General features: G+C 37.0%; 24 protein-coding genes. 23 read left to right on the top strand and 1 reads right to left on the bottom strand.

Annotation, left to right across the window (positions count from 1 at the left end):
* Positions 1-15: 15 nt before the first annotated feature.
* From radC to ACPWSR_RS14615, 23 genes are all read left to right on the top strand, one after another.
* On the top strand, positions 16-720 hold the full coding sequence (gene radC / locus ACPWSR_RS14505) for a RadC family protein (protein ID WP_426348943.1): 705 nt from the start codon (positions 16-18) through the stop codon (positions 718-720).
* 24 nt (positions 721-744) lie between these two features.
* Positions 745-1,755 carry a rod shape-determining protein gene (locus ACPWSR_RS14510; RefSeq protein WP_426351393.1) on the top strand — a complete coding sequence of 337 codons (1,011 nt, stop codon included), beginning with the start codon at positions 745-747 and terminating at the stop codon, positions 1,753-1,755.
* Positions 1,756-1,757: 2 nt separating this feature from the next.
* Entirely contained in the window at positions 1,758-2,603 is an 846-nt protein-coding gene (gene mreC / locus ACPWSR_RS14515; RefSeq protein ID WP_426348944.1) for a rod shape-determining protein MreC, read from the top strand.
* A gap of 12 nt (positions 2,604-2,615) precedes the next feature.
* The gene (mreD, locus tag ACPWSR_RS14520) at positions 2,616-3,110 is read left to right on the top strand and encodes a rod shape-determining protein MreD (RefSeq protein WP_426348945.1); all 495 of its coding nucleotides are present in this window, start codon (positions 2,616-2,618) and stop codon (positions 3,108-3,110) included.
* Positions 3,111-3,120: 10 nt separating this feature from the next.
* Positions 3,121-6,015, top strand: coding sequence for a penicillin-binding transpeptidase domain-containing protein (locus ACPWSR_RS14525; protein WP_426348946.1), 2,895 nt, complete (start codon positions 3,121-3,123; stop codon positions 6,013-6,015).
* 136 nt (positions 6,016-6,151) lie between these two features.
* Positions 6,152-6,787 carry a septum site-determining protein MinC gene (gene minC, locus ACPWSR_RS14530; protein ID WP_426348947.1) on the top strand — a complete coding sequence of 212 codons (636 nt, stop codon included), beginning with the start codon at positions 6,152-6,154 and terminating at the stop codon, positions 6,785-6,787.
* An 18-nt stretch (positions 6,788-6,805) separates the two neighbouring features.
* On the top strand, positions 6,806-7,606 hold the full coding sequence (gene minD / locus ACPWSR_RS14535; RefSeq protein ID WP_426348948.1) for a septum site-determining protein MinD: 801 nt from the start codon (positions 6,806-6,808) through the stop codon (positions 7,604-7,606).
* Positions 7,607-7,617: 11 nt separating this feature from the next.
* Positions 7,618-7,887 (top strand): cell division topological specificity factor MinE, encoded by a 270-nt coding sequence (gene minE, locus ACPWSR_RS14540; protein WP_426348949.1) that lies wholly within the window; start codon positions 7,618-7,620, stop codon positions 7,885-7,887.
* A gap of 92 nt (positions 7,888-7,979) precedes the next feature.
* Positions 7,980-9,086: a rod shape-determining protein RodA gene (gene rodA, locus ACPWSR_RS14545; protein WP_426348950.1), complete on the top strand. Its 1,107-nt coding sequence runs from the start codon at positions 7,980-7,982 to the stop codon at positions 9,084-9,086.
* 17 nt (positions 9,087-9,103) lie between these two features.
* A complete protein-coding gene (gene mgsA, locus ACPWSR_RS14550; protein WP_426348951.1) occupies positions 9,104-9,472 on the top strand; it encodes a methylglyoxal synthase in 369 nt (122 codons plus the stop codon).
* Positions 9,473-9,617: 145 nt separating this feature from the next.
* Positions 9,618-10,397: a peptidoglycan DD-metalloendopeptidase family protein gene (locus ACPWSR_RS14555; protein ID WP_426348952.1), complete on the top strand. Its 780-nt coding sequence runs from the start codon at positions 9,618-9,620 to the stop codon at positions 10,395-10,397.
* A 9-nt stretch (positions 10,398-10,406) separates the two neighbouring features.
* A complete protein-coding gene (locus ACPWSR_RS14560; protein WP_426348953.1) occupies positions 10,407-11,276 on the top strand; it encodes a site-2 protease family protein in 870 nt (289 codons plus the stop codon).
* A gap of 109 nt (positions 11,277-11,385) precedes the next feature.
* Entirely contained in the window at positions 11,386-13,236 is a 1,851-nt protein-coding gene (locus ACPWSR_RS14565; protein WP_426348954.1) for a TIGR03960 family B12-binding radical SAM protein, read from the top strand.
* Positions 13,187-13,918 (top strand): TIGR03936 family radical SAM-associated protein, encoded by a 732-nt coding sequence (locus tag ACPWSR_RS14570; RefSeq protein WP_426348955.1) that lies wholly within the window; start codon positions 13,187-13,189, stop codon positions 13,916-13,918. The genes ACPWSR_RS14565 and ACPWSR_RS14570 overlap by 50 nt, the downstream gene beginning before the upstream one ends.
* Before the next feature lie 6 nt (positions 13,919-13,924).
* The gene (locus tag ACPWSR_RS14575) at positions 13,925-15,349 is read left to right on the top strand and encodes a ribonuclease E/G (RefSeq protein WP_426348956.1); all 1,425 of its coding nucleotides are present in this window, start codon (positions 13,925-13,927) and stop codon (positions 15,347-15,349) included.
* Between the two features lie 133 nt (positions 15,350-15,482).
* Positions 15,483-15,797 (top strand): 50S ribosomal protein L21, encoded by a 315-nt coding sequence (gene rplU / locus ACPWSR_RS14580; protein WP_426348957.1) that lies wholly within the window; start codon positions 15,483-15,485, stop codon positions 15,795-15,797.
* 2 nt (positions 15,798-15,799) lie between these two features.
* On the top strand, positions 15,800-16,126 hold the full coding sequence (locus ACPWSR_RS14585) for a ribosomal-processing cysteine protease Prp (RefSeq protein WP_426348958.1): 327 nt from the start codon (positions 15,800-15,802) through the stop codon (positions 16,124-16,126).
* A 3-nt stretch (positions 16,127-16,129) separates the two neighbouring features.
* On the top strand, positions 16,130-16,432 hold the full coding sequence (rpmA, locus tag ACPWSR_RS14590; protein ID WP_426348959.1) for a 50S ribosomal protein L27: 303 nt from the start codon (positions 16,130-16,132) through the stop codon (positions 16,430-16,432).
* Between the two features lie 135 nt (positions 16,433-16,567).
* The gene (gene obgE / locus ACPWSR_RS14595) at positions 16,568-17,854 is read left to right on the top strand and encodes a GTPase ObgE (RefSeq protein ID WP_426348960.1); all 1,287 of its coding nucleotides are present in this window, start codon (positions 16,568-16,570) and stop codon (positions 17,852-17,854) included.
* 12 nt (positions 17,855-17,866) lie between these two features.
* The gene (locus tag ACPWSR_RS14600; RefSeq protein ID WP_426348961.1) at positions 17,867-18,157 is read left to right on the top strand and encodes a YhbY family RNA-binding protein; all 291 of its coding nucleotides are present in this window, start codon (positions 17,867-17,869) and stop codon (positions 18,155-18,157) included.
* Between the two features lie 13 nt (positions 18,158-18,170).
* Complete coding sequence (nadD, locus tag ACPWSR_RS14605; RefSeq protein WP_426348962.1) at positions 18,171-18,773, top strand: nicotinate-nucleotide adenylyltransferase; 603 nt, start codon at positions 18,171-18,173, stop codon at positions 18,771-18,773.
* A 21-nt stretch (positions 18,774-18,794) separates the two neighbouring features.
* Complete coding sequence (yqeK, locus tag ACPWSR_RS14610; protein WP_426348963.1) at positions 18,795-19,376, top strand: bis(5'-nucleosyl)-tetraphosphatase (symmetrical) YqeK; 582 nt, start codon at positions 18,795-18,797, stop codon at positions 19,374-19,376.
* Between the two features lies 1 nt (position 19,377).
* The gene (locus ACPWSR_RS14615) at positions 19,378-20,271 is read left to right on the top strand and encodes an RluA family pseudouridine synthase (protein ID WP_426348964.1); all 894 of its coding nucleotides are present in this window, start codon (positions 19,378-19,380) and stop codon (positions 20,269-20,271) included.
* Between the two features lie 102 nt (positions 20,272-20,373).
* Here the strand turns inward: ACPWSR_RS14615 and ACPWSR_RS14620 are convergent, their stop codons facing one another.
* Positions 20,374-21,669 (bottom strand): serine hydrolase, encoded by a 1,296-nt coding sequence (locus tag ACPWSR_RS14620; RefSeq protein ID WP_426348965.1) that lies wholly within the window; start codon positions 21,667-21,669, stop codon positions 20,374-20,376.
* Between the last annotated feature and the right edge of the window lie 71 nt (positions 21,670-21,740).

Genomic DNA, 21,740 nt, shown 5'->3' on the forward strand with positions numbered 1-21,740 from the left:
ATAAAGGAGAAGGTCATGGAGATTAACAAAGGCTCATACAGACATCTTAAAATATCAGATTTACCCGAAGAAGAAAGACCAAGAGAGAAGCTTCTAAAAATGGGAGCACAAGCTCTCACAAATTCAGAGCTTTTAGCTCTCATACTAAGAACTGGTAATAAGAACGAAAATATAATTCATCTTTGCGACAGGATTTTATCAGAATTTCAAGGACTTGCTGGACTCATTAATTGCACTCCTCAAAGGCTGATGAGAATCGGCGGAATAAAGGAAGCAAAAGCAGCTCAGCTTTGTGCCCTATTTGAAATTTCTAAGAGAGCTTACGTGCAAAAAGGAACGAAAATTAATAAGATTTCTAGCCCCATGGAGGCGGCAAACCTGGTGAGAGAAGATATGAAATTTCTTAAACAGGAAGTGTTAAGGCTCATAATGCTCAACACAAAAAACTGTGTGTTATTTACAAAGGACATATTTATGGGAGGACTTAACTCTTCCATTGTGCATCCCAGAGAGATTTTTAGTGAAGCCTTGAGGTTTAATAGTGCTTCAATAATTGTTTGTCATAATCATCCTTCTGGTGATCCATCTCCCAGTGATGAAGATATTAATATCACTCTTCGATTAAAGGAATGTGGTAAGCTAATGGGGATAGAGCTCATAGATCACATTATTATCGGAGGGAATTCATACGTAAGCTTAAAGGAAAAAGGAATAATCTAATATGAAAGGGGAATAAACATGGCATTGTTTGGAATGACAAAAGACATGGGTATTGATTTAGGAACAGCTAATACATTAGTATATGTAAAAGGAAAAGGGATTGTACTTAGAGAGCCTTCAGTAGTGGCTATTAATAATATAACAAAAAGAGCTCTAGCAGTAGGAAGCGAAGCTAAGCTTATGATAGGAAGAACTCCTGGTAACATCGTTGCTATAAGACCACTTAAGGATGGAGTTATTGCTGATTTTGATATAACTCAAACCATGATAAAAAAGCTTATAGAAAAGGTAACAGCTAAAAGCGCTTTTGCTAGTCCTCGTATTATAGTATGCTTCCCATCTGGGGTTACTCAGGTTGAAAAAAGAGCTATAGAGGAATCCACTAGGCAGGCGGGCGCTAGAGAAGTACTTCTCATGGAGGAACCAATGGCTGCTGCTATAGGAGCTGGTCTTCCTGTAGATGAACCTACTGGAAGCATGATTGTTGATATGGGAGGCGGAACTACTGAAATTGCTGTTATCTCCTTAGGTGGTATAGTAACTAGTAAGTCCCTCCGAATTGCTGGTGATGAGCTTGACCAGGCCATAATCAACTATATTAAGAAGGAATACAATCTTATGATAGGTGAGAGAACCTCTGAGGCTATTAAGATGGAGCTAGGTTCTGCTTACAAGGTTGATGATGAAGAAAGAACAATGAATATAAAAGGAAGAGATTTAATATCAGGACTTCCTAAAACAATAGAAATTTCAGAGACACAAATCAGAGATGCATTGAAGGAGCCTATAGCTTCTATCATAGAAGCAATTAAAACAACTCTTGAAAAGACACCACCAGAGCTAGCTGCTGACATTATGGATAAAGGAATAATGCTTGCAGGTGGAGGTGCTCTCCTAAGAGGCTTAGATATGCTGATAAATCATGAAACCCATATGCCGGTACATATAGCCGAAAATCCACTAGATTGCGTAGCACTAGGAGCAGGTAAGGCTTTGGATAACTTTGACAGCATAGCTAGAGGTCAAAGAGGCTAGTAATGAAGATATTTAAAAATAAGCTGGCAGTTACTATTATAGTACTGTCAGTTGCCTTTTTAGGGCTTATTGGGTTCAGTGTTAATAAAGATAGCAGTAGTGTTTTGGTAGGTGGAGTAGGCGCAGTTTTTAATCCTATACAAAAATTCGTTTATGGTGTCAATGATAAGGTGCAGGATTTTTTATACTTTGCATTTAATTTTAGTGATGTTAAATCAGAAAACATAGCTTTAAGAGAAGAAAATGAAGAGCTTAAATCTCAGCTTATTGAGCTTGAAGATTTAAAGGATGAAAATGAAAGGTTTAGAGAGCTTTATAGCTTTACAGAAAATAGAGATGAATATAGCTATATCGGAGCTAATATTATAAATATCCCCTCAGGCTCCTATTTAAATAGCTACACCATCGATAAGGGTGAAAATGTTGACCTAGCCAAGGGTATGGTTGTGATAAGCAATAGTGGTCTTGTAGGTCAGATTTCCAGGGTGGAAAGTAACTGGGCTATTGTAGACAATATTATTAATGAAAATATAGCTGTAAGTGTAACAGTGCAGAGCACCAGAGAAGCTGTTGGTATACTAAAAGGCTATAGAGATGGAAATAATAATCTGTTGGCAAAGGTCTATAATCTTCCTTTGGATTCCGAGGTTAAAGAGGGAGATATAATATTAACCTCCGGACTAGGAAATATCTATCCTAAAGGAGTAAAAGTAGGAGAGGTGATTTCCGTAGATGAGGATAAGGGGAAGCTCATGAAGATTGCTACGGTAAAGCCTTATGTGGATTTTAATAGGCTAGAGGAGCTCTTTGTAGTTATTCCTGAGGATATTAGAAATATTGAGTATTAAGAGGGGAAATGTATGAGAAAAACTATCCTGGTACTGATTTGCATAGGATTAATGATATTAGATAATACTATTATTCCACATATGGATATAAATACCTATTATCCTAGTTTATTATTTGTATTTGCCCTCTGCCATTCTTTTGTTAATGATAGATGGGATGCTCTTTACATAGGTGTGTTTACTGGCCTCCTTCAGGATATTTATTTTTTTCAGGGCTTTGGTGTTAATACACTGGTAAATATGCTTGTATGTGTGGCTGCAGCAGTAATTGGTGAGAGTATTTTTAGAGAAAAAAAGCTCATACCAGTGCTGGCCACTTTTGTTTTAGCTATGATTAAATATATATTGGTGTATATAATACTTTTTGCTATAGGGTTATCAATGAGTTTAAAGGGGATACTTTACGTGGCCTTGATGTCTATGTTAGTAGCCTTCTTTATTTATAAACCGGTATATAAGATGTCAGAAAAGAATTATATGAAAAAGGATTGGAAATTTAATGAATAGGTGATGATTGGTGAATAAAAAGGGAAAGATAAGGGTTAATAGGTTTACTTTATTGGTTTTAATACTGCTTTTAATCTACGGTGCTATTATATCAAAGCTAGTGATGATTCAGATAGTAGACCACGAGGATTATAAGGGCAGAGCTGATGAGTTATCTGTTAAATCAATAACAGAACAGGCGCCAAGGGGTAAAATATATGACTCCAATGGAGCAGTACTGGCTGATAGTAAACAAAGCTACGCTGTAGAATATATGGAAACGGAGGAAAGCAAAAAGCTTTTCTTTGATACTATGGCAACAGTATTTAAGCTTTTAGATAAATATGGCGAGGAAATCCTAGATGAGTTTAGGTTAAAAATTGATGAAAGTGGCAACTTTTATATGAATTATAACACACAGGATGCTACAGCTATAAAGACCTTAGAGTTGAGATTTAAAGAGGATAGAAATTTTGATTATTATATAAAAAATGAAAATAAGTATTTCAAGGATAAAAAAGAAGATGATTATACTGAGGAGGATCTTATTAAGCTGGAGGATTTAATGCTTGAGATTTCCCCTGAAGAAATGTTCTATAGACTAGTTAAGCAGTATAAAATGTATCTACTTTTGAATCCTACTGAGGATGAAGCAGAGAAGTATTCAGAGCTTGATGGAGAGGAAATCACAGAACTACTTCTTGAAAGGTACTCCCTACAAGATATTAGAAAATATATGGTGGTACTGGATGCTATAAAGATGCAGAGCTATTCAGGTTATAATCCTACTACCATTGCTTCAAATATCTCTAATGAAACAGCCTTTGTATTTATGCAGAAGCTCAATGATATGCCTGGAATTGATGTGAGATATCAGCCTGTGAGATACTACCCCTATGGAAGTCTAGCATCGTCAGTGATTGGTTATGTGTCTTCTATCAGCTCTACTCAAAAGGAAAAGCTAGAGGAGAAGGGTTATGATGCAGCGACAGATAAGCTTGGTATTAGTGGAATAGAGGCTGCCTTTGAAGAGGAGCTTAAAGGAGCTAAAGGAGAAAACAAAGTAAAGGTAAATACCTATGGAAGAATTACAGAGGAGCTTTTCAGGCTAGAGACCTTCCCTGGAAATAATGTGCACCTTACTTTGGATTCGCCACTGCAATATACTGCAGAGAGGTCCTTGAAGGAAGCTCTTCAGGAATTAAGTGCTAAAAGGGTAGTCGATAATGGCAGAAATATCGTTGCCAATGCTAATCGAGGAGCAGTGGTGGTTACCGAGGTGAACACTGGAAGAATCCTTGCCATGGCCAGTTACCCAGACTTCGATCCGAATATATTTACAATACCAGGGATGCTCACTGATGAGCTCAGTGAAAAATACTTTACTCCTGATTATGAGGCATTTGCAGAGGAATATATTAAAGCTACAGGGTCAACAAAAACTCCTAACCAGCTTTTTTCTAGTGACTATACTGTGGATACCTACGATATTTATCCTAAGCCTTTCTTTAATTATGCTACCCAGGGTCTTTTGCCCACAGGCTCAACCTTCAAGTTCGTTACAGCAGCAGCAGCTTTAGAAGCTGGCGTGGTTAATCCATACGAAAAGATATATGATCACGGGATTTTCAATAAGTATGATGAATTCGAAAATTATCAAGGAATGTGCGAAATATATAACAGCTATAGAGGAAGTCATGGTTATGTTAATATGGCAGAGGCCTTTAGAGTTTCCTGCAACTATTACTTCTATGAGCTAGCCTACAGGCTCTATGACCCAGATAATAAAAACAACAATAATGAAAATTTTGACGCTTTGGCGGAGTTTTCCTGGAAGCTTGGCTTAGGTTATGATCCAGAGACAGACAATGTTAAGGGTACGGGAGTTGAAATATACGAGAATAAAAATGGACAGGTCTATTCAATCTCTGCCTATGCAAACCTAGCAGCGGATATGGCTAAATTTGATGTTGTTGATATGCTCGAAGCAGGTGAATATACTTATGCTCCAGGTATGGGAGAGAATCATGAACCTTTCCTTGTTGCTTACAAAGCTAATGATGATCAGGAGCTGGCAGAAGCTAAGCAGGCAGTAAAGGATTATGTGGCTGATGGATTAAGAAGTCGTGCGGATGAAGAAAAACGTAAAAATGCTGAAGAAAATGATAACAGTGATGAAGAAAATGGTAAAAGTGATAAAGTAGTGATAAATGACATTCAGAAGCTCCTTAAAAGGCTAGTATCCCATTACTCTGAGGAGGAAAGAGCTAAATTTACCGATGATGATTTCATAAAGGCAGCTAATAATTTATATCGTTATATTTATATAGATAGGAATGGAGATATAACAGCTCCTGGTAATATGACAAATAGCTCCATAGGCCTTGGGATGAATCAATTCACTCCACTGCAGGTAACTAATGCTTTGGCTACAATAGTTAATGGTGGTACCAGATATCAGGCTCATCTTGTTGATAGGGTAACCAGTCCTGATAATGAGGTTGTTAAGGAATATGAGCCTACAGTAGTTAAGGATTTAGAGCTTAAGGAAAGCACTGTGAAAAATGTTAAATATGGTATGTCCCTCCTTCATAAGACTGGAGTATTTGGTAATTTTCCTATACCTTCTGCAGGAAAGACCGGAACAGCTATATTTAGAAATGACCAGAGAGAGATTGGTAGATCCGATTATGGTGTATATGTAGCCTTTGCTCCTATTGAGAAGCCAGAAATAGCTATAACTGTAGTTATGTATGACGCAGCTCATGGTAGCAGTGCAGCACCCGTTGCTAGGGCTGTTATGGAAACCTATTTTAGGGATATAATTAAAACCCAGCATCCAGGATATACATCCACTACCACAGCATATACCTTAGAACCTCCAGTAGCTCCAATATATAATGATGGGGAAACGGCAGAGAATTAATGTTGAAAATTATGGGAGTACAGTAATCTACACTGTACTCCCATATATTATTTTTAATATTAATTGTAAAATAAAGAAGGATTTATCCTTAATCTGTTGAAATATAATAATGATAGCTTAAGCTTGGAGGTTTCATATGCTAGATAAAAGAATTATTATTAAAGGAAATAAAGATGGACTAATAGCTGTAATAAATATGTATAAGTTTAAAGATTTCGAGGAAATGCTTGAGCTATTGAAGGAAAAGCTATCCCGAGGAAAGAAATTTTTTAAGGGAGCAACCATAACAATAAATACTAATTTAAAGCTCATTGATGAAGCCCATATGAAAAAGCTTAAACATATACTTTTTGAAGAGTTTCTTATTCAGGATTGTATATTTGTGGATAAAGAAGAAGTTCAGGATAAAATGTTTAACGGGGTTTCGGAAGGAAGAACAAAGTTTATAACGAAAACCGTAAGAGGGGGCCAATCTATTGATTATCCCGGTAATATAGTCATTATCGGTGATGTAAATAGTGGAGCTGAGGTTAGAGCTGAAGGAAATATAATAGTTCTTGGAAGTCTCAAAGGACAAGTTTTTGCAGGAACCTCCGGAAATGAAAAAGCAATTATTGCAGCCTTTAATCTTCAGCCGGAAATATTGCAGATCTGCGGAATTATAACTATATCACCAGAGGATGAGGAAAAACCACAATATCCTGAGGTGGCCAAGATAAAAGATGGGGCAATAGTTGTTGAACCGTATATACCGAATAAATATAATTATTAATCGTGTGGAGGGATATAAATGGGTGAATCTATAGTTGTTACATCAGGAAAAGGCGGAGTAGGTAAAACTACTACCACAGCAAACATCGGTACAGCATTAGCTTCCATGGGTAAGAAGGTAGTGCTAATCGACGGAGATACAGGCCTTCGAAACCTTGATGTACTTATGGGATTAGAAAATAGAATAGTTTATACTGTAATGGATATATTTGAAAATCGTTGCAGAACAAAACAGGCGCTTATAAAGGATAAGAGATTTCCAAATTTATTTTTATTACCTACAGCACAAACCAAGGATAAGTCTGACATAAATCCTCAACAGATGCTTAAGCTGGTAGATGAGCTTAAGGAGGATTTTGACTATGTAATAATCGATTGTCCTGCAGGGATAGAGCAGGGCTTTGAAAATGCAATAATAGGAGCAGACAGAGCTGTAATAGTTGTTAATCCTGAAATCACCTCTGTGAGAGATGCTGACAGAGTAATTGGAAAGCTTGATGCAAAGGGCTTAGATGATCATCAGGTGGTTATTAATAGGTTGAACTATGAGATGACACAAAGAGGCGATATGCTTGATATAAGTGATATCATAGAAACACTCTCTGTTAAGCTTCTAGGAGTTGTTCCTGACGATAGAAACATCACTATATCTACTAATAAGGGTGAACCAATAGTTCTTGATGAAAAGTCCTATTCAGGTAATGCTTTTAGAAATATTGCAAGAAGAATTTGCGGTGAAGAAGTACCGCTTATGAATTTATCTACAGAAAATGAAGGGTTTTTTGGGGCACTAAAGAAGTTGTTCAAAAAAGGGAAATAAGGAGGGGGAATATGGAATTCTTAAATAGGCTATTTTCTAATAAGCCCAGTCCTAAGGATGTAGCAAAGGATAGGCTTAAATTAATATTAATAAATGATAGGGGCACCTTATCTCCGGATATCCTGGATAAGATAAAGAGTGAAATATTAGAGGTTCTCTCTAGATACATAGAAATTGAGCCTTCTGATGTGGACATAGCTGTCACCTCTACGGAAAAATTAGAGGGTGGCGCACCTTCACTAGTAGCTAATATACCTATTAAAAATGTAAGAAAAAGATAATTGACATAAAGCTATATATATTTTAAACTTAATTGATTATAGATATTATTAAGTTTATAATAGTATATAGCTTTATTTGTCGGAGGGGTTTAATGCTAAATAAATTAAAAATAGATACTAGGCTCCTTAAGGAGATGGATTGGACTATTCTTATTACAGCCGTTTTAATACTTCTGTATGGGGTTGTGAATATATATATTTCAGCTGGGTCTTACTATGCTAAGCTTCAGTTAATATGGCTTTGTTTGGGACTTGTTGCTGTTTATGCTTCTATTTTGATAGATTATACCGTAGTGAAGAATTACGTAGTTATTTTTTATTGGGCTTCTGTTGCGCTTTTATTTTCTACAATGTTTTTAGGCAGCGTAGTAAAAGGTGCTAGAGGATGGATTTCTCTGGGCAGCAGAGCGATACAGCCGGCAGAGTTTGCTAAAATTGGTATGATGCTCATGCTGGCCAAAAAGATTGATGATATGGATGGAGAGATAAATAACTTTAAAAACCTATCAACACTAGCGCTATATGCCTTTATCCCCATGCTGCTTATAGTAATACAGCCAGATATGGGTATGACCATGGTGTGCTTCTTCATAGTTCTTGGCATGCTCTTTATTGCAAATATAGATATAAGGATCATAGGTGGGGGCTTTGCTTCGATATTTTTGGTTATAGTATTGGCATGGAATTCATCTTTAATGCCAGATTATTGGAAGAGAAGATTAACCTCTTTTATCAACCCCGAAGCTGATGAGTTGAATTCAACCCTTCAGCTTATGCGTTCACAGATAGGTATAGGCTCCGGGGGGATTTTTGGTTCTGGCACCGGCTTAGAAGGCAGCAGCTACGTATCCTCCTTCGTGCCAGAATCCCATACGGACTTTATATTTTCAATCATTGGGGAGCATTGGGGGCTTATTGGTGCAATTTTGCTTCTACTCCTCTATGGTATACTTATATATAGGCTTATAAAAACAGCCAGAGAAGCAAAGGATATCTTTGGTTCCCTAATTGCCATAGGTGTAACCTCAGTATTTATGTTTTCCCTGCTTCAGAACATTGGTATGACCATAGGTCTTATGCCAATCACAGGAATTACACTGCCTCTGGTAAGCTATGGAGGAAGCTCCGTGCTTACTGCATTTATATCTATTGGAATGGTGCTTAATATTTCCATGAGGAAAAAGAAAATAAACTTTTAGGAAAAGGTGATATGGGTATGAACATTGCTTTAATTGCTCATGACAGATGTAAGGATGATATGATTGAATTTGCATCCAGGTACAAAAGCATACTAGAGGGTCATAAGCTATTTGCTACGGGCACTACAGGAAGACTTATCAGTGAAAAAACTGGCTTAGAGGTCTTTAGATTTCTGTCAGGACCCTTAGGAGGGGACCAACAGATAGGAGCCAGGATTGCTACTGGTGAGATAAGCTATGTGATATTTTTAAGAGATCCTTTAATGGCTCAACCTCATGAGCCTGATGTTACAGCTTTAATAAGGCTGTGTGATGTTCATCATGTTCCCATTGCAACAAATGTTGGTACTGCAGAGGTATTAATGAAGGGATTAAGGTTTTCGTAAGAAGAAGAGTCTGTGAGTTATTTATCCACAGGCTCTTTTTCTTTATTATGGCCATTTCTCTATTCTAAAAATAATAATTAGAAAATATATATAGTATATGCAGCGTGGTATTATAGCTGCAATTAAGATATAGAGGGATGAAAATATGGGGAGCTATAATACTAGTTACGAAAATTATTATTCTAATCTTAAAAGCGCAAGGGGAACTGGAGGTAAACATCCTGTAATTTCAAAGAATAAAAATAAAAAGAACTTAAGCAGCTTCATTATCCAAAGAGTAATACAGGAGCTCCTTGGGGTTTTAATACTTTTTGTTTTTGTCTTAACGGTAAAGAGCCTTCAGCATCCCGTAGCTGAAAAGATTTATACTAGGTCTAGAGAATTAGTAAGTAAGAGCTATGATATTTCTAAGGTCTGGAAAGAACTCAAGGGAATTGAAATAAACGCTTTAACAAGCAGCACTGAGGAATATATAGATGAGCTTATAGCTGAGACCTTAGGCAGGAAAACAACTAAGGAGAGGGTAGAAAGTACCTTTGTAATTCCTGTTTCAGGAGAGGTATACAAAGCCTTTGGAGATGCTAAAGAAGCCTTTTCAGAAAAAACTAAGAACGGTGTTATATATACCTTTAAGGTTCCTGGAGATGTGGTAAGCAGCTATAATGGAATAGTTAAGAAAATAGGTGAGGATGAGGACTTAGGGCAATATGTGGCTATTGACCATGAAGGAGGTATTGAAACCAAATACTTTTACCTGGAGGAGGTTAGTGTTGTTCTAGGACAGAAGCTTAAGCAGGGAGAAAAAATAGGAAGGATTATATCTGGCGATGAGGAGAATAATGGTTATTTATTTTTTCAGATATTATTCACAGGAGAGGAAAAGAATCCTCAGGAATATATAAGGTTAAAGCAAGAGACTTTATAGGAGCAGACAATGGGAAGAAAAATCCTAAGATTTATGCCTCAGCTTATCATAATTATTTTGGTTTCTTTAGAAAGTAAAATGCTCCTGGCTTTTATTTGGGTAAGCATCCATGAGCTAACTCATCTTTTAATATCATATAAGTTAAGCTTAAAAAGAGAGAAGATTGGTATACACCCTTTAGGAGCTTATTTAAAAATAAGGGATTTAGATTATACAAGTCCTAATACAGATATTCTTATTTCAGTATCTGGACCATTATCGAATCTTTTTTTTGCAATTATATTTTATAGTCTATTTCATTTTTTTCAGGTGGACTTCTTTTGGTTATCCTTTAGAAGCAACATAGTGCTTTTTATTTTTAATATGCTTCCGGCCTTCCCCTTAGATGGAGCTAGAATTTTAAGAGCTTTATTAAGTAAGAAAAGGCTCTATAAAAGAGCCTATAAAATTACTGTCAATTGCAGCTTTATTATAGCTTCTATACTTCTCTCTGGGTTTATTTTTTTGCTTATTTTTAGGGTGATTAATTTATCCCTGGGTATTATGGCCGTGTCAATTTTTATATGGACATATAAAGAGAAAGAAAGGATTATGTACATTATTATGGGAGATATAGTAAAGAAGAGGAGTAGGTTCATAAAGCAAAAGTATATTGAAAGTAAAAGTATTTCAGTGAGTCTCGACCTTTCACTGGCTGAGGCCTTAGGTCTAATAGATAAAAATAAATATAATGTATTTTTGCTTTTAGATCAGGAGATGAGATTCCTTGGAACCCTATATGAGGAGGATATTATTCTTTCGGCCAAGGAATATGGTAATATAACCTTAGAAGAGCTCATAGCCATTGAAGGGTTTAAGAGTAAGCTTCACAGGGATTAATTTTCTATAGGATTATAAGCTCTATTATGGTAAAATATTTAGATGTAATTAAGCAAATTAATTGCATCTTTTTCTTTTGTAAGCATTAAAATTTATTGGAGGACAGCAAATGAATAAAATCACTGATGATATACTATCCAGAGTAGAAAAGCCTGTGAGATACATAGGTGGTGAATTAAACAGTGTTATTAAGGATAAGAATAATGTAGAGGTTAGATTTGCCTTTGCTTTTCCAGATGTTTATGAGGTAGGGATGTCACATCTGGGAACTAAAATTTTGTATAATACCCTGAATAATAGAGAAGATACTTATTGTGAAAGAGTTTTTGCTCCGTGGCCAGATATGGAAGAGGAGATGAGAAAGGGTGATATTCCTCTATATACCTTAGAGACAAAGGACTCCTTAAGAGAATTTGATATTATAGGTTTTACTCTTCAATATGAGATGAGCTACACAAACATACTTAACATGCTTGATATGGCAGGTATACCTCTTAGAGCCTCTGAAAGAGGAAAAGAATATCCACTAATAATTGCTGGTGGTCCCTGCGCCTATAATCCTGAGCCTCTATATGATATTTTTGATGCCTTCCAGCTAGGAGAAGGAGAGGAAGCGATTAATGATATAATTGATGCATATAAAGCTAATAGAAACAATTCAAAGGAGGAGCTTCTTTTAGAGCTTTCACAGCTAGAAGGGGTATATGTTCCTTCCTTATATGATGTTAAATACAATGAAGATGGTACTATTTGTGAGTTTACAGGAAAGAATCCAAAGGTACCTAATAAAATAAAAAAGAGACTCATTAATAATTTTGACCAATCTGAGTTCCCAGAAAAGCTCATAGTGCCTTTCACTGAGGTTGTTCACGATAGAGTTGTCCTTGAGGTATTTAGGGGCTGTACTAATGGCTGTCGTTTTTGCCAGGCGGGAATGCTCTATAGACCTGTCAGAGAAAAGAAGTTAAATACTCTTCAGGATCAAGCGAGAACATTACTAAAGAACACCGGTTATGAAGAAGTTTCATTAACCTCCTTAAGCACCTGTGATTACTCTGATATTCAAAACCTTGTAAACACCCTGATCCTAGAGCATGGACCTAACAATGTTGGTATTGCACTGCCTTCCATAAGGGTAGATGCTTTCTCAGTAGATCTTATAAATGAGATTCAAAAGGTTAGAAAGACAGGACTTACCTTTGCTCCTGAGGCAGGCTCTCAGAGAATGAGAGATGTAATTAATAAGGGGCTTACAGAGGAAAAAATTCTAGAAGCTGCTAGAAACGCCTTTTTAGCTGGTTGGTCAACCTTAAAGCTATATTTTATGATTGGGCTACCTAATGAGACCTTGGAGGACTGCAGAGCTATAGGAGAGCTGGCAGAAAAGATTGCTGATGAATATTTTAAAATTCCAAAGCACATGAGAAATAAGGGGTTAAAGATAACTGTAAGTACTTCAATTTTTGTACCTAAGGCCTTTACACCTTTCCAATTTGCCCCAATGGCTACCATTCCTGAGGTGGTGGAGAAGATTAAGGCTGTTAAATCCTCAATAAAAAGCAGATCTATTTATTATAATTATCATGAAACGGAGGTATCCTATCTTGAGTCAGTTTTTGCAAGAGGGGATAGAAGGCTCTGTGACGTGTTGATTAAGGCTTATGAAAAGGGAGCTCGCTTTGACGGCTGGACAGAATACTTTAACAATAAGTATTGGATGGAAGCATTAGAGGAATGTCAGGTGGATGGAGATTTTTATGCTTATAGAGATAGAAGCTATGAAGAAATTCTTCCATGGGACTTCATAGATATCGGTGTTAATAGAAGCTACCTTATAAAAGAAAATGAAAAGGCAAAAGAGGCTTTACTTACACAAAACTGCCGTATAGGCTGCACTGGCTGTGGAATTAATGTTAACTTTAAAGAAGGGAAGTGCTTTGAGGGTGCGATACTTAATTAAATTTACTAAGGGAGCAGAGCTTAAGTTTTTGGCTCATTTAGATTTGATGAGAACTATTCAGAGAGTTGTCAGAAGAACAGGCCTTTCTGCTGCTTATTCTAAGGGCTTTAATCCTCATATGGCTCTTTCCATTGCTCAGCCATTGCCTGTAGGTGTTTACTCCTTAGGGGATTACTTAGATGTAGAGCTTATGGAAGAGGTAGAAGAAGAGAGATTAATCAAGCTTTTAAATGAGAATAGCCTTCCGGGAATCATATTTAAAAGTGCGGTGAAGGTCCCTGAAGGAGAGGGGAAGAAGATACCTCAGGGAATGGCTCTATTAGATGCTGCAAGATATACCCTTAAGCTAAGGTACAAGGGGGAGGAGATTGTTTCAGAGCTTTCTACCCTTATGGATAAATCAGAGCTAATAACAGAGAAAAAAAGCAAAAAAGGAACTAAAGAGGTAGATATAAAGCCCATGATTAAAGATATTAAGTACTGGATTAAGGATGATTATCTCGTAATAAACGCCCTGCTTTCCTGCGGAAGCAGAGAAAACTTATCTCCAGAGCTTCTTGCTGGATATCTTAAGGAAAAGCTTCCATCAGCGGATAAGGAAGCCTTTACTGAAATATGCAGAGAAGAAATGTATGCTTTAAGGGAAAATAAATTAGTTAATCTTATTACATATGTGAGTTGATGTTATATGAAGGAGATTTTTATAGAGAGAAGGAATAGCTTTTTACGAATAGCCCTCAGGGAGAATGGGACAGTCACGGAATATTATACTGAGGAAAATACAGGAAAGGCTGCTCCTGGTGAATTGTATAAAGGTATAGTTAAAAATATAATTCCTTCCATGAGGGGAGCATTTCTAGATATTGGTGTGGGCAAAAATGCTTATATGGTATTAGAGCCTAATATAAAAAAAGGCCAGGAGCTATTGGTAGAGATACTCAAGGAGGAGCATGGAGATAAGGGTGCCAAGGTATCCTCCTCTATTTCACTCCCTGGAAGACTGATGGTGCTGCATACCTATGATAATAAGCTCAGCTTTTCAAAAAAAATAACTAATAAAGCTTTCAAGGCTTTAGTAGAGTCATCAATAAATATACCGGAGGGTGTAGGGCTAACTGTAAGGACAAAGGCAGAAGAATATCCCATTGAAGATTTGCAACAGGAGCTAGAAGAGCTATATGATAGCTATCTAAAGCTAATGAAGGCTTTTAATTATTCAAAGGGCCCTGGGAAGCTTTTAGATAGCAACAGTATCTTATATAGAGTTCTAAGAAATGTTACCTTAGATAATACTTCTGCTATTTATGTAAATAATCAAGAGGATTTTGAAACTGCAGAGGAAGTGCTGGATGAAAGAACAAAGGATAAGCTTACACTCTATAGTGGATACAGGCCATTGCTGGATTACCACGGTATAGAAAAAGAGCTTCTCTCTCTTAGAAATAATACTATAGAGCTTCATAGTGGAGGCAATATTGTTATAGAGTCTACAGAAGCCATGCAGGTTATTGATGTGAATACAGCAAAGAGCTTAAGAGGGAAGAACTCTTCAGAGAATATATTGATAACTAACCTTGAAGCGGCGGAAGAGGCTGCTAAGCAGATAAGGCTTAGAAATCTAAGTGGTATAATAATTATAGATTTTATTGATATGAGTAGCTTAGAGGATAGAGAAAAGGTTTATGATAGACTAAAGGACGGCTTTTTGGGAGACATAAACAAAGTAATAATCTATCCCTTTACGGAGCTAGGATTAATTCAGATTAGTAGAAGAAGGAGAACGGAGCCTAATAGGGTGTTTATGGAAGCAAAATGTTTATGCTGCAAGGGCAGTGGTAGAAGTCTTAGAACGGAGTATCTTGCTCTTCTTCTAGAAAATGAAGCCTTAAAGCTTTTAGAGGGAGCAGTGGGAATAAAGGCTCTATTATTTGATTTAAATATAGCTTATAAGGAACAGCTTGCTGCAGACCTTAAGGTTCTTATGAGCAGTCTTCAAAAGCTAAAGCTTCCTATATATATAACCTACTCTCAAAGAAAAGAGGATTTTACTTCTAAGGCTCTTATTTATGAGGAGCAGTTGAAGGAATATCACTCTTATCTCCTTAAGCTATAAGAAAAAAGATATTTCTTTACAAAGATATTCCTATATGATAAAATGTCATTTGTAGCGCACACCAAAGGTTTTGTAAAACAACTCCTAGAGAGCTGTACCTGACGTGGCGAATCCGTTATGAGGAGGTGTATTCATGTACGCAGTATTAACAACAGGTGGAAAGCAATACAGAGTTCAAGAGGGAGACGTTATATACGTTGAAAAACTGAACGCTGAAGTTGATTCAACAGTTGAGTTTACAAACATTCTTGCTGTTTCTAAGGAAGATGGACAGTTAGTAGTAGGTAAGCCAGTAGTTGAAGGAGCTAAGGTTGTGGCTAAGGTAGAAGCTCAAGGCAGACAAAAGAAAATCATCGTTTTCAAGTATAAGCCAAAGAAGGACTACAGAAGAAAGATCGGTCACAGACAATCTTACACTAAGTTAACAATCGAAAAAATCGAAGCTTAATTATGACTAAAATTAAGTTTAAAAAGAAAGATGGTCAGATACTTTTTCTATCCCTTAAGGATCATGCAGGCTTTGGAGAAAGCGGAGAGGATATCGTTTGTGCGGCCCTATCTGTATTATCTCAAGCAATGATCATTGGAATCGAAGAGGTATTGAAATTTAATCTTAAGTATGAGCTTCAAGATGGATTTCTAGAGCTTAATATATCTGAAAACACTCTTGAGGAAATTGAAAGCTGTCAGGTGCTGCTTCATACAATGCTTAAGACTGTTGAAAGTATGATAATATCGTACGGCGATTATATAAACCTTGAAATAGAGGAGGTGTAGTACATGTTAATAGTTAACCTTCAGTTATTTGCTCATAAAAAGGGAGTTGGTAGCTCTAAGAACGGTAGAGATTCCGAATCTAAGAGACTTGGTGTTAAGTCCGCAGATGGAGAGTTCGTTCTTGCTGGTAACATCCTTGTAAGACAAAGAGGAACAAAAATACACCCAGGTGCTAACGTAGGTAGAGGTAAGGACGATACTTTATTTGCTAAGCTTGATGGTGTTGTTAAGTACGAAAGAGTGGGTAAGGATAGAAAAAGAGCTAGCGTTTACCCAGTAAATGTTGAAGAAAAAATAGCAGAATAATTATAAAGCACCCAAAAGGGTGCTTTTAATTTGTCAAATAAATTTTATATAAATATTAATTGGTATATAATATTTATAGGTAAATTTAGTGATAATATGGTATATAACAGAAGATATAAATAAGGAGTTGAGTAAATGTTTATAGATACCGCAAAATTGTTTGTTAAATCTGGAGACGGAGGTAACGGAGCAATTTCCTTTAGAAGGGAAAAATACATACCTCTCGGCGGCCCGGATGGTGGCGACGGCGGCAGAGGTGGAGACGTAATTTTAGTTGTTGAGCCTCAGTTAACAACTCTACTAGATTTTAAATATACTAGAAAATTCATCGCTGAAAAAGGTGCTAATGGTGCAGGCCAAAAGTGCTATGGCAAGGATGGCGAGGATTTATATGTTAAGGTTCCCATGGGAACAGTAGTAAGAGATTTCGAAACTAATAAGATAATGGCAGATTTATCTCACCCAGGAGATAAATATGTAGTGTGCAAGGGTGGAAAAGGTGGAAAAGGAAATACTAAATTTGCTACACCTACGAGACAGGCACCAAGCTTTGCTGAACCAGGTATGCCGGGTGAAGAAAGAACAATAACACTAGAACTGAAGCTATTAGCTGATGTGGGCTTATTAGGCTTCCCTAACGTAGGTAAATCTACCCTTTTATCGGTAGTTTCAAAGGCAAGACCAAAGATTGCTAACTATCATTTTACTACCATAAGACCAAATCTTGGAGTGGTTAGTGTTCCAGGAATACAGCCCTTCGTAATGGCAGATATTCCGGGAATTATTGAGGGGGCAGCGGAAGGTGTTGGCCTTGGTATTGCATTCCTTCGCCACATTGAAAGAACAAGACTGCTCATCCATGTAGTAGATATCTCAGGCATTGAGGGAAGAGATCCATTTGAGGATTTCCTAAAGATCAATGAGGAGCTTAAAAAATACAATGTAAAGCTATGGGATAGACCACAGATTATTGCTGCCAATAAGAGCGATATGCTCTTCGATGAAGAGGTTTTTGAAGATTTCAAGAAAAAGGTTTCTGAGCTTGGCTTTACAAAAGTATTCAAAATATCCGCTGCTACAAATCAGGGGCTAGAAGAACTGATGAAGGAAGCTGCGGAGATGCTATCCCACATCCCAGTACAGGAGCTGGAGATATCAGAGGAAGAGAGATTTGTTCCTGAGGATAAGAAATTCACCTATACTATACAGGAGCTTAATGAGGATGGCCTTAAAGTATTCTTTATCGAAGGTACCTTCGTAGACAGATTGCTCTTGGCTGTTAATGTTAATGATCCTGATTCCTTAAAGTACTTCCATAAGGTTCTTAGAAATAAAGGTATCCTGGATGAACTGAAGGAAATGGGAATTGAGGATGGGGACACTGTACGATTAAATGATTTTGAATTCGAATTTATGCTATAAGAGGTGATTGATTTGATAAGTAGTAAGCAAAGAGCATATTTAAGATCACTAGCTAACACCATAACTCCAATATTTCAGCTTGGAAAAAATGGAATTGAGGAAGCCTTTCTTAGACAGCTAGAAGAGGCCCTGGAGGCTAGAGAAATTATTAAAATAACTGTCCTTGAAAACAGCGGTTATACTGCCAAGGAAGCCATAAATGAAATCTGTGAGAGTATTGGCTGTGAAGGGGTTCAGGCCATAGGCAATAAGATAGTAATCTATAAAGCATCTCAGAAGAATCCAAGAATAGTGCTTCCTTAACAGAGAGTATATTATGAAAAACATAGGAATTTTAGGAGGGACCTTTAATCCTATTCATAATGGCCATTTATATATAGCCTCAGAAGCCATGGAAGAGCTGAGCCTTTCAGAGGTGCTGTTTATCCCTGCAGGGAATCCACCCCATAAAAGTGACTCTGCTATTCTAGAGGCTTCTATAAGAGGCGATATGACTAAGGCTGCTATTAAGGATTATCAGGGCTTTACCTATTGTGATTATGAGATAAATAAAAAGAGCTACAGCTATACCTATGAAACCCTTCAGTATCTTAATAGCAAGTATACAAATACCAAATTTCACTTTATCGTAGGGGCTGACTCATTATTAAACCTACATAAGTGGAAAAATGTACCCGAGATATTAAGGCTAGCTCGGCTGGTGGTTTTTATGAGGCCTGGTTCCTCGAGAGAAGAGCTTGAAGAGGTAAAGAAGAATACAGAAGAGAACTATGGTACAGAGATTATATTTCTAGAGCTTTTACAGATGGATATATCCTCTAGTGACATAAGGAAAAGGATTCAGGAGAAGAGAAATTATAAGTTTCTAGTTCCTGAGGAAGTATTTAATTATATAGAAGCTAATGATCTCTACAGATAGATATATTTTCAGGGGGATATTATGTGGTCTGAAGAAAAAATTAAAGCTTATTTAATAGAGAACATAAAAGAAAAAAGAGTAAAGCATATTCTGGGAGTAGCGGAGATGTCAGAGAAGCTGGCTGAATTTTATGGTGAAAGCACCTATAAAGCAAGAATAGCTGCTTATATCCATGATGTTGCTAAATATATGCCTAAGGAAGTAGTTATAAGAATTATTGAAGAAAAAGGCTATGAGCTAACTCCTGAAGATTTACTCATGCCTGAGCTCCTTCATGGTCTTGCAGGGGCAATTATAGGCCGCGATAAGATGGGAATAGAGGATGAAGAGATATTAAATGCAGCAAGATATCACACCACAGGTAGAGTGAATATGTCTAAGCTAGAAAAGATTGTGTTTCTAGCAGACTACATAGAACCAGGGAGGGATTTCCCAGGAGTGGAAGAGCTGAGAGAAATGGCTTTTTTAAATCTTGATAAAGGGGTTTTATTAGCCTTTGACAGCACTATTAAGCATGTGGTAAATGGAGGAAAGCTTCTTCATACAGATACCATAATATCAAGAAATTATATACTACAATCAATGAAGCAGAGGGAAGAGTAAAATGAGCGAGATTACCAGAGACGTAGAAAGAAATAATGAAGGAAGGGTAATCAGGGGCTTTTTAAAGGAAGAAATGGGTCTGAGCACTAGATTTATTAGAGCTGCAGCTAAAGAGGGAAGGATCAAGGTGGGTGGTGCCAGGGTGAAGATGGATTACACCCTTAAAGCAGGTGACCACATTACTGTTATATTGACCAAGGATGAAAGTCAGGACATAGCACCAGAAGATATCCCTTTAGACATAGCCTTTGAAAATGAAAGTGTATTGGTAGTTAATAAGCCACCTTTCATGGTCTGTCATCCAACGAGAAGTCATGGCAGTGGCACCCTTGCCAATGGAGTAATAAATTACTTTCAGAATAGAGAGGATGCCTCAATTGTGCGACTAGTTAGCCGTCTGGATATGAATACCTCAGGCCTAGTGACAATTGCAAAGAATCAATATGTTCATATGAGCCTATCCAAGGCTATGACAGAAGGAAGCTTCAAAAAGAAGTATCTTGCCCTAGTTAAAGGAAGGCCAATGGAGGACGAAGGGACTATAGATCTACCCATTTATAGACCTACAGAGGATTCAATAAAAAGAGTGGTAGATGAAAGAGGGCAGAGGAGCATAACCCATTATAAGGTTCTTGAAAGCTCTGGAATTATCACGCTTTTAGAGCTTATCCTTGAAACGGGAAGAACTCATCAAATAAGAGTTCATCTTAGCCATATTGGTCATCCTATCTTAGGAGACACTCTATACGGCCAGGAGGACAGTGAGCTCATAGGAAGGCAGGCCCTTCACGCCTATTACGTAGAGTTCCCTGACCCCAAAACCTCCCAGCTCATCACCATCACCAGTGAACTTCCAGAAGATATGCACCTTATTGCTCGTGGACTTAGTTCATAACAGAATAAAAAGCTATTTAGATTAATAAAATGAGCTCTAAAGGTTAGGGATATTAAATTCTCTAACCTTTAGAGCTTATTTTGCATAATTATTGATTTTTATTTAAAAGTGATATTTATTTCTTCTTCTATTTCGCTTCCTAAAAATTCTTCTTCTACGCCTTAAATTAATAAATCTAATGGTAAAAAGAATAATAATGAGAAGTAATATTACTGCTGCACCGTATAAAAGGAAGCCTTTAATTGAACTGAAGAAGCTTACAACATTATCCTTTACGGTCTTGACTGCTGGAACCGTGTAATCAGACCCGCTTACAAGAGCAAGGGTAGCAACAAGCTCCTCATCAAGATATATTGATGACTCTAATATTTCATCTCCAGCTTTAAAGTTGGTTCCACCTAGAGATGCTGTGTCTGCAACAAATTTTTTGTTATTAAAAAGTTCCTCAGCCTCATCAGCTTTTACTATGGTGTACACATCTGAAGAAGCTAATAAAGGTACTGTTGTATCATTTAGAACAACTTCCGTTACCTCTTCATTTTTCTCATAAAGCTTTATGAGCTCAAAATTTTCATAGCCATATTCTAATAATGCTTTTGACTCAGGAAAATAAAAGGACTTATTCTCACCATAAAGCATGGTGGATATTAGAATTCTACCATCCTTGTTAGCAGCAGCTGCATAAGAATGCTTAGAATCCACCGTATAGCCTGTCTTTCCTGCTATGGCATAGGGATAATAGCTGTCAGCATAATCCAGCACCAGGGCATTTTTATTACCTATCCATTTGGGATTTGGATCTTTTTCTGTTGGGGGCATTTCATAGTAAACAAGCTTTTCCCATTCTAAAAAACTATCATATTTAATTAGCTCTCTAAGGATTAGAGCCAGGTCTTTAGCAGTAGTATAGTGATTTTTATCATAGAGCCCGCTAGGATTAACAAAGTTAGTGTTCTTGCAACCTAACTCTTTAGCTCTTTCATTCATCATTTTAACGAAGCCTTCTGTTGTGCCGCCAACATGCTCAGCCAGTGCTTCTGCACAGTCATTACCAGAGGCGAGCATCAAAGCTATTAAAAGGTCCTTTACAGTATAGGTTTCCCCAGTCACTATACCTACAGCAGAACCGTCAACATAAGGTGGATTCTCACCTACAGTAACCTTATCATTTATATTTGTATTTTCCAGTACTACAAGCGCTGTCATTATCTTTGTGGTTGATGCTGGGGGATACTTCACATTGGCGTTTTTATCATATAAAAGTTCCCCGGTTTCACCATCCATAAGCGCTGCTCCAGCAGCTGTAACCTGAGGAGCTTCAGCACTAGCACTGGCCAGGTCAGTAAATGATAGTGTACAAATTATTAACGCTAGCAAAAGTAAAATTATTCTTTTCATATCAAGCCTCCTACATCTACAAGAAAAATTATATCAAAAAATCATGATAACATCTATATATAGTTAAGATA

It is taken from the genome of Alloiococcus sp. CFN-8 (genome assembly GCF_049943125.1).
GTDB lineage: Bacteria > Bacillota > Clostridia > Clostridiales > Clostridiaceae > JAEXZL01.

Coding starts and splice junctions, on each gene's coding strand:
- radC (WP_426348943.1), top strand. CDS start 16: ATGGAGATTAACAAAGGCTCATACAGACATCTTAAAATATCAGATTTA.
- mreC (WP_426348944.1), top strand. CDS start 1,758: ATGAAGATATTTAAAAATAAGCTGGCAGTTACTATTATAGTACTGTCA.
- mreD (WP_426348945.1), top strand. CDS start 2,616: ATGAGAAAAACTATCCTGGTACTGATTTGCATAGGATTAATGATATTA.
- minC (WP_426348947.1), top strand. CDS start 6,152: ATGCTAGATAAAAGAATTATTATTAAAGGAAATAAAGATGGACTAATA.
- minD (WP_426348948.1), top strand. CDS start 6,806: ATGGGTGAATCTATAGTTGTTACATCAGGAAAAGGCGGAGTAGGTAAA.
- minE (WP_426348949.1), top strand. CDS start 7,618: ATGGAATTCTTAAATAGGCTATTTTCTAATAAGCCCAGTCCTAAGGAT.
- rodA (WP_426348950.1), top strand. CDS start 7,980: ATGCTAAATAAATTAAAAATAGATACTAGGCTCCTTAAGGAGATGGAT.
- mgsA (WP_426348951.1), top strand. CDS start 9,104: ATGAACATTGCTTTAATTGCTCATGACAGATGTAAGGATGATATGATT.
- ACPWSR_RS14555 (WP_426348952.1), top strand. CDS start 9,618: ATGGGGAGCTATAATACTAGTTACGAAAATTATTATTCTAATCTTAAA.
- ACPWSR_RS14560 (WP_426348953.1), top strand. CDS start 10,407: ATGGGAAGAAAAATCCTAAGATTTATGCCTCAGCTTATCATAATTATT.
- ACPWSR_RS14565 (WP_426348954.1), top strand. CDS start 11,386: ATGAATAAAATCACTGATGATATACTATCCAGAGTAGAAAAGCCTGTG.
- ACPWSR_RS14570 (WP_426348955.1), top strand. CDS start 13,187: ATGTTAACTTTAAAGAAGGGAAGTGCTTTGAGGGTGCGATACTTAATT.
- ACPWSR_RS14575 (WP_426348956.1), top strand. CDS start 13,925: ATGAAGGAGATTTTTATAGAGAGAAGGAATAGCTTTTTACGAATAGCC.
- rplU (WP_426348957.1), top strand. CDS start 15,483: ATGTACGCAGTATTAACAACAGGTGGAAAGCAATACAGAGTTCAAGAG.
- ACPWSR_RS14585 (WP_426348958.1), top strand. CDS start 15,800: ATGACTAAAATTAAGTTTAAAAAGAAAGATGGTCAGATACTTTTTCTA.
- rpmA (WP_426348959.1), top strand. CDS start 16,130: ATGTTAATAGTTAACCTTCAGTTATTTGCTCATAAAAAGGGAGTTGGT.
- obgE (WP_426348960.1), top strand. CDS start 16,568: ATGTTTATAGATACCGCAAAATTGTTTGTTAAATCTGGAGACGGAGGT.
- nadD (WP_426348962.1), top strand. CDS start 18,171: ATGAAAAACATAGGAATTTTAGGAGGGACCTTTAATCCTATTCATAAT.
- yqeK (WP_426348963.1), top strand. CDS start 18,795: ATGTGGTCTGAAGAAAAAATTAAAGCTTATTTAATAGAGAACATAAAA.
- ACPWSR_RS14615 (WP_426348964.1), top strand. CDS start 19,378: ATGAGCGAGATTACCAGAGACGTAGAAAGAAATAATGAAGGAAGGGTA.
- ACPWSR_RS14620 (WP_426348965.1), bottom strand. CDS start 21,669: ATGAAAAGAATAATTTTACTTTTGCTAGCGTTAATAATTTGTACACTA.